This is a genomic window from Trebonia sp. (genome assembly GCF_049794275.1).
Classification (GTDB): domain Bacteria; phylum Actinomycetota; class Actinomycetes; order Streptosporangiales; family Streptosporangiaceae; genus Trebonia.
The window spans coordinates 1-1578 of sequence record NZ_JBARCR010000692.1; the positions used below are offsets into that span (position 1 = coordinate 1).

The 1578-nt window shown below is 70.7% G+C and carries 1 protein-coding gene and 1 pseudogene; both read right to left on the minus strand.

Going from position 1 to position 1578, the window contains the following annotated elements; all coding sequences use genetic code 11:
- Positions 1-392 (minus strand): annotated as a pseudogene (locus WA805_RS18485) (adenylyl-sulfate kinase); the annotation flags it as partial.
- A 38-nt stretch (positions 393-430) separates the two neighbouring features.
- Positions 431-1192, minus strand: a complete 762-nt coding sequence (locus WA805_RS18490; protein ID WP_425242948.1) for a class I SAM-dependent methyltransferase — start codon at positions 1190-1192, stop codon at positions 431-433.
- Between the last annotated feature and the right edge of the window lie 386 nt (positions 1193-1578).

Here is a 1578-nt window from a genome sequence, read left to right on the forward strand (position 1 = left end):
GCGCGGAACGGCCCGTGTTCCGGGGCGCGCAGCGCCGTGACGGGGCCCGCGAGCCGCAGCATCGGGCCTGGCTGTTCCGATGATCCGCGGGGGACCCGTTCAGAGATCTCGACCACGGCGAGCGGCGACCCCTCCGCGTCTTGCAGTACCAAGTGGTCCGCGTCCGCGGGAACGGCGCTGGCCGGGACGGTGAGGGTGACCGGCACCGGCCAGGGCGTGCCGTCCGCTAGCTCTCCGCGCGCCGCGACGGCGGTCAGGTCGGCGGTAGTCAGGTAGCCGCCCAGCGGGGCGAACGCGCCAGAAGTGATCAGCTCAAGCTCACCCAGCTGCGCCTCGCCCGGAGTCCACGCGGGCCAGCCGGCCAGCTCGGCCGGCAGCTGTTCAACCGTCACGTGCGCCTCCGTCTTCGTGCTGCGCTCGCCGGGCGTCGCTAGACGACGCGCGCGGACTGGTCCTGCGGCCTGCGGATCACGTAGAGCAGCTCATCGTGGCTGTCGCCGAAGCGTCCCCGGGTCAGCCTGGAGATAGCGGCGTAGGTGACACGCATCGCCGATGATAGCCGGACTGGCTGCGACGGCAGCGTGCGATCCGTCCCGCGCGCGGCGATGACCAGCCCGCGCATCAGCGTGTAGGAGGCGATCCCCGCGTCGCAGACCGCCTTCTCGTAGACCGTGGGGAACGGCCCTGGAGTGCCCGGGTGCAGCCGGGACCACAGCGCCTTGCGCGCCGGTCCCGGCAGCAGCCGGTCGAGCAGGGCCGCGGCGGTGTACCTGTCCCTGGTCCTGATCAGCAGCAGGCCGCCCGGCTTCAGCGCGCTGACCAGCCGGTCGAGCACCAGTTCGACATGCTGGACCCGCTCGAGCAGGCCCGCGCAGTAGACGATGTCGTAGGCACGCTGCGCGATCGGGACGGTGCGCAGGTCGCCAACGATCACGTCGGCGTATCCGGTCCTTGCGTCATCGAGCGCCCGCTTGGCCAGCGGATGGTCGGCGTCGACGGCGGTGACCGAAATCTCGAACCCGTCCTCGGCGAGCTCACCGATGCCGAGTTCCCGCAGCGGAGCGAGGGAGCCGGCCTGCAGCAGGGTGACCGGCCCGCCGAGGCAGCGCACCGTGTAGTCGTGCAGCGGCTCGGCGAAGAACCCGTTCGTTTTCACGTCCGTGCCAGGCGAATCACGGCCAGCGGTAGTCATAGAGACAAATAGTAATTGACCGGATACTCAAAGCCCGCTGTTTCCTGACGCGGCTTTGCGGCCGGGATTCGGTCCGCGCGGTGGGAGCCGGCGCAGGGACGTAAACTTGTAATAGACGTCGTGCACATAGGCACCGACTGGGGCGCGCCGGGGGCTTCCGGCTGCCCGGATTTGTCCGCGCCCTGATTACCTGCGACTTTGGGACATGATGAGCCTCGCCGGACTACTCGCCGCCGTTGCCGAAGATTCCCAGCTCTCTACCGCCCTCGCCAGCCCCCCCGATCTGCCGGGCGGCGAGCGTGACCTCGTCGCACCGCCCGCGCTGCGGCCGCTGATCGTCGCGGCGCTCGCGGCCGGCGTTGGCGGCGGGGGCACCGGAGCAGGCG